The organism is Micromonospora sp. NPDC047753, from assembly GCF_040642735.1.
Taxonomy (GTDB): domain Bacteria; phylum Actinomycetota; class Actinomycetes; order Mycobacteriales; family Micromonosporaceae; genus Micromonospora.
Window position 1 is genome coordinate 1 of record NZ_JBEYSL010000519.1, and the last position, 4,591, is coordinate 4,591.

The window sequence follows — 4,591 nt, forward strand, 5'->3', positions numbered from 1 at the left end:
CGGCGACGCCGAACTGGACGAGGGATCCAACCACGAGGCGATCGCGTACGCCGGAGCGACCGGCCTGGACAGCCTCACCGCTGTCGTGGTCGACACTGCTCGGCCTCTGCACGATCCTGCTGGTCACCGGCATGAGCAAGATCGACCCGGCGCTGTACGAGGCTCCTGCATCGCATTGCCGACGCCACGGTGCCGCCGCGACGCGAGCAGGTGCCGCCGAGTCTCGTCGTTCGCGCGTCGAGCGCCGCGACCCTGCCGGTCCCTCGACCCGCCGGCCCACCCACCACCCACCCGTCCAGCGAAGGGGTGACCGCATGACCACCCTGACCGAGCGGCCGGACGTCGAACGGGCCGAGCCGGCCCGCCGGCGCAACCGGTTCCGCTCCGACCGCACCACCATCTACCTCCTCCTGCTGCCGTCGCTGCTGCCGATCCTGGTGCTGTCGGTGTTTCCCCTGCTGCGGGGCATCTACCTCGGCTTCACCGACGCCCGCGCCGGTCGCAACGTCGAGGTCAGCTTCACCGGCCTGGCCAACTACCGGGACCTCCTCGGCGACGAGCTGTTCTGGAACTCGTTCAAGATCGGCCTTCTCTGGGCGGTCGGGGTGACTGTGTTGCAGTTCCTGCTCGCCCTCGGGCTGGCGCTGCTGCTCAACCAGCAACTGCGGTTCCGAGGCGTGGCGCGGGTGCTGGCCGTCGTGCCCTGGGCGATGCCGCCCGTCGTCGTCGGCATCCTGTGGAAGCTCGTCTACCACCCCGACGCCGGCCTGATCAACGAGTTCTTCCACCGCGTCGGCGCCGACGGACTGCGGACGAACTGGCTGGGCGACTTCAGCACCGCACTGCCCGCGGTGATCATCGTCGGGGTCTGGGCGGGCATGCCGCAGACCACTGTCGTCCTGCTCGCCGGCCTGCAGGGTGTGGGTCGCGAGCTGCACGAGGCGGCGGCGGTGGACGGGGCCAGCACCTGGCACCGGTTCCGGCACGTCACGCTGCCCGCGCTGGCGCCGGTGATCGTGGCGATCACCTCGCTGGACTTCATCTGGAACTTCAACTCGTTCGGCCTGGTCTACGTGCTCACCGCCGGTGGGCCGGGCGGCAAGACGATGCTGCCGATGCTCTTCGCGTACGAGGAGGCGTTCCGCTACGGCAACTACGGCTACGCGGCGGCACTCGGCAACGTCATGGTCGTGATCATCATCGCGCTGCTCGCGGTCTATCTCCGTCGCCGGCTCAGGGAGGCGAACTGACATGTTCGGAAAACCGAGCCGCACGAGCCGGACGCTGCAGTATCTGGCGCTCGCCGGCTACCTGATCTTCCTCGGGTTCCCGCTGGTCTGGCTGCTCTCCACGGCGTTCAAACCGCCGCGCGAACTGGTACGCCTGCACCCGACGTTGATCCCGGACAACCCGACGCTGCAGAATTTCGTGCAGGCGTTCACCGAACAGGAGCTGGGCCGGGCGGCGCTCAACAGCCTCCAGGTCTCCCTCGCCTCGGCGGTCCTGACCGTGCTGGTCGCCATGCCGGCGTCGTACGCGTTGGCCCGGTTCCGCTCCAAGCTCGGCACCGCCGCGCTGGGCTGGGTGCTGCTGTCCCAGCTCTTCCCTTTCGTACTGCTGATCATCCCGATCTTCCTGGTGCTGCGGCAGGTCGGTCTGGCCAATACGCACGCCGGGCTGGTGCTGATCTACGTGGTCTGGGCGCTGCCGTTCGCGCTGTGGATGTTGCAGGGCTTCGTCCGCAACATCCCGAGGGAGCTGGAGGAGGCAGCGTCGGTCGACGGCGCCACCCGGGTGCAGGTCCTGCGGCGGGTGGTCTTCCCGCTGCTCGCTCCGGGCCTGGTCGCGACCGCGTTGTTCTCCTTCATCTCGGCCTGGAACGAGTTCTTCTTCGCACTGGTGCTGATCAAGACCCCGGAGCTGGCCACCCTGCCGGTGGCGCTGGCCCGGTTCGTCGGCATCGAGGGCACCGCCCGGCTGGGTCCCCTGGCCGCGGGTTCGCTGCTGGCCACTCTGCCCAGCCTGATCTTCTTCGCGTTCATGCAGCGCCGGCTCTCGTCCGGGTCGCTCGCGGGCGCGGTCAAGGGCTGAACCGTCCCCCCAACCACCACCAAGGAGGTACCCCCCATGCTTCGTACCCGATTCCGCCGACTCGCGGCGGGCGCCGCGGTCGCGGTCGTCGGCCTCGGCGCGCTCACCGCGTGCGGCTCCGGCGGCGACGACGAGGCCGCGTCCGGCCCGGCCAAGCTGCGTTTCCTCAGCCTCGCCTGGCAGAAGGAGTCGCTTCAGGTCAACAAGGACCTGGTCGCCAAGTGGAACGCCGAGCACCCGGACATCCAGGTCGAGTACGTCCAGGGTGACTGGAACTCGGTGCACGACCAGTTGCTCACCTCCTTCGAGGGCGGCGACGCGCCGGACATCGTGCACTACGAGGCGTCCTCGATCGGGGAGTTCAGCAAGCAGGGCTACCTGGCCGACCTCTCCGACCTGGTCTCCGACGACCTGAAGGGGCAGATCGACAAGGGCATCTGGGACACCGCCACCGTCGACGGCAAGGTCACCGGCGTGCCGTTCCTGCTGGAGTCGCAGGTCGTCATCGCCAACAAGAAGCTGCTCGACGCCGCAGGTGTCGCGGTGCCGCCGGCCGACGGCGGCTGGACCTGGGACGAGTTCCAGAGCAACGCGCAGAAGCTCACCAAGCCCGGCCAGTACGGCGCGGCGTGGGCGTTGAAGTCGCCGACCAACCGGGTGCTCAACCTGGCGCTCAACTACGACGGCAAGTTCTTCTACGGCGACGGTGGACGCACCGAGGTCAAGGTCGGCGACGCGGAGAAGGAGATCCCGAAGCGGATCCACGACATGCTCTACACCGCCAAGTCCGCCTCCCCGGAGGCGCTCGGCATGAGCGGCGCGGACACCCTGCCCGGCTTCTTCGGCGGGAAGTACGCGATGCTGCCCGGCTCGGTGTCGCTGCGCCAGCAGATGGTCGAGCAGGCGCCGGCCGGCTTCGAGTGGGTCACCCTGCCCCCGATCAAGGGACTCTCCACCAAGCAGGCCGCCAACCCGCAGACGCTGTCGATCTCCGAGGACAGCAAGCACAAGAAGCAGGCCGCGCAGTTCCTGGAGTACTTCCTGAACCCGACGAACATGGCCGCCCTGGCCAAGGGCGACTGGCTGGTGCCGACCGGCAAGCAGGCCAACGAGCAACTGGTCAAGCTCACCGACGGCAAGCAGGGCTGGGACGTCGCCGCGGACAGCGCCGCGGACCTGACCGTCGCCCCGTTCCAGCAGGCCGACGGCTACCCGGAGTGGAAGACCAAGTACGCCACCCCGGCCCTCCAGCAGTACTTCGCCAACAAGATCACCCTCGATCAGCTCGGCACGCAGCTGGTCGACGGTGGCAAGCAGGTTCTGAGGTAACGACATGTCACTCTTGCTCGACACATCGGTTGGTTGCCTGGTCGGCGCCGCTGTCGGAGACGCCCTGGGTGGCGCCACCGAGACGGCGTTGCCCGAGCAGATCCGTGCCCGCTTCGGCGGCTGGGTCGAGGGCATCGTGCCCCCGTACCACGCCGACTGGGCCACCGCGCGACCCCTCGCGCCCTACCACAAGGGCGACGGGCACCTCACCGATGACACGTTGATGACCCACGCCCTGGTCCGCGCCTACGCGGCCAAACGGGACCACCTCGATGCCTTCGACGTGGTGGACCTGCTGGTTCCCGACCTGATCGAGCGGGTGGTGTACATCCCCGACCTGGAGCGCGACGGGGTGACCTTCCACCGGCTCGCCGCCGCCGAACGGTGGCTGGTCACCCGACTGCACCACGCCCACGCGGACCCCCGCGAGGCCGGGGTCGGCAACATCGTCAACTGTGGCGCGGCCATGTACATGGCACCTGTCGGCATCGTCAACGCGGGCGACCCGGCCGGGGCGTACGCCGAGGCGGTGGAGATCGCCGGCGCGCACCAGCACAGCTACGGGCGGGAGGCCGCCGCCGTGTTCGCGGCCTCGGTCGCGGCGGCCGCGACCCCCGGCGCGGGCGTCGAGGACGTCGTCGCGGCGGCGCTGGACCTGGCCCGCGACGGCACCCGCGCGGCCATCGACGCGGTGGTCAAGGAGGCCCGCGGTCACCACGACTGGAAGCAGGCCATCCCGGCGCTGCGGGCCGCGGTCGCCCCCTACGACACGGTGGGGGAGGAGTACCGCAGCCCCGGCCTCGGCGCGCGGCGGCCCAGTCGCCTGCACGCCATCGAGGAGCTGCCGGTGGCTCTCGGCATGCTCGTGGTGGCGGGCGGCGACTTCCGGGCCGCGGTGCTCGGCTCGGTCAACTACGGCCGGGACGCCGACTCCACCGCCACCATGGCCGCCGCCATCGCCGGGGCGCTCGGGGGCGCCGACGCGGTGCCGGCGGAATGGTCCGACGTGGTCGCCACCGCCTCAAGGACCGACCTGGTGGAACCGGCCCGGGTTCTCGCGACGGTGGCCGGCGAGGGTGATGTCGCGGTGTCCGGACCTCCGGGACAGCGCGACTTTCATGTACGCGAGTGGATCACGCCCAGTATCAGAGGGTTTGCTGCCGTGAGCCAC

General features: G+C 69.8%; 4 protein-coding genes and 1 pseudogene. All 5 read left to right on the forward strand.

The genetic code is table 11. The features are described from left to right. A pseudogene (locus ABZ749_RS29910) lies at nucleotides 1-100 on the forward strand (transketolase); the annotation flags it as partial. Nucleotides 101-314: 214 nt separating this feature from the next. Beyond that, complete coding sequence (locus tag ABZ749_RS29915; protein ID WP_355010245.1) at nucleotides 315-1,250, forward strand: sugar ABC transporter permease; 936 nt, start codon at nucleotides 315-317, stop codon at nucleotides 1,248-1,250. Nucleotide 1,251: 1 nt separating this feature from the next. Then, nucleotides 1,252-2,091, forward strand: a complete 840-nt coding sequence (locus ABZ749_RS29920) for a carbohydrate ABC transporter permease (protein ID WP_238667634.1) — start codon at nucleotides 1,252-1,254, stop codon at nucleotides 2,089-2,091. Between the two features lie 36 nt (nucleotides 2,092-2,127). Continuing rightward, nucleotides 2,128-3,420: a sugar ABC transporter substrate-binding protein gene (locus tag ABZ749_RS29925; RefSeq protein WP_357233654.1), complete on the forward strand. Its 1,293-nt coding sequence runs from the start codon at nucleotides 2,128-2,130 to the stop codon at nucleotides 3,418-3,420. 4 nt (nucleotides 3,421-3,424) lie between these two features. Next, the coding region (locus tag ABZ749_RS29930; protein WP_357233656.1) for an ADP-ribosylglycohydrolase family protein at nucleotides 3,425-4,591 on the forward strand (1,167 nt) is incomplete at its 3' end.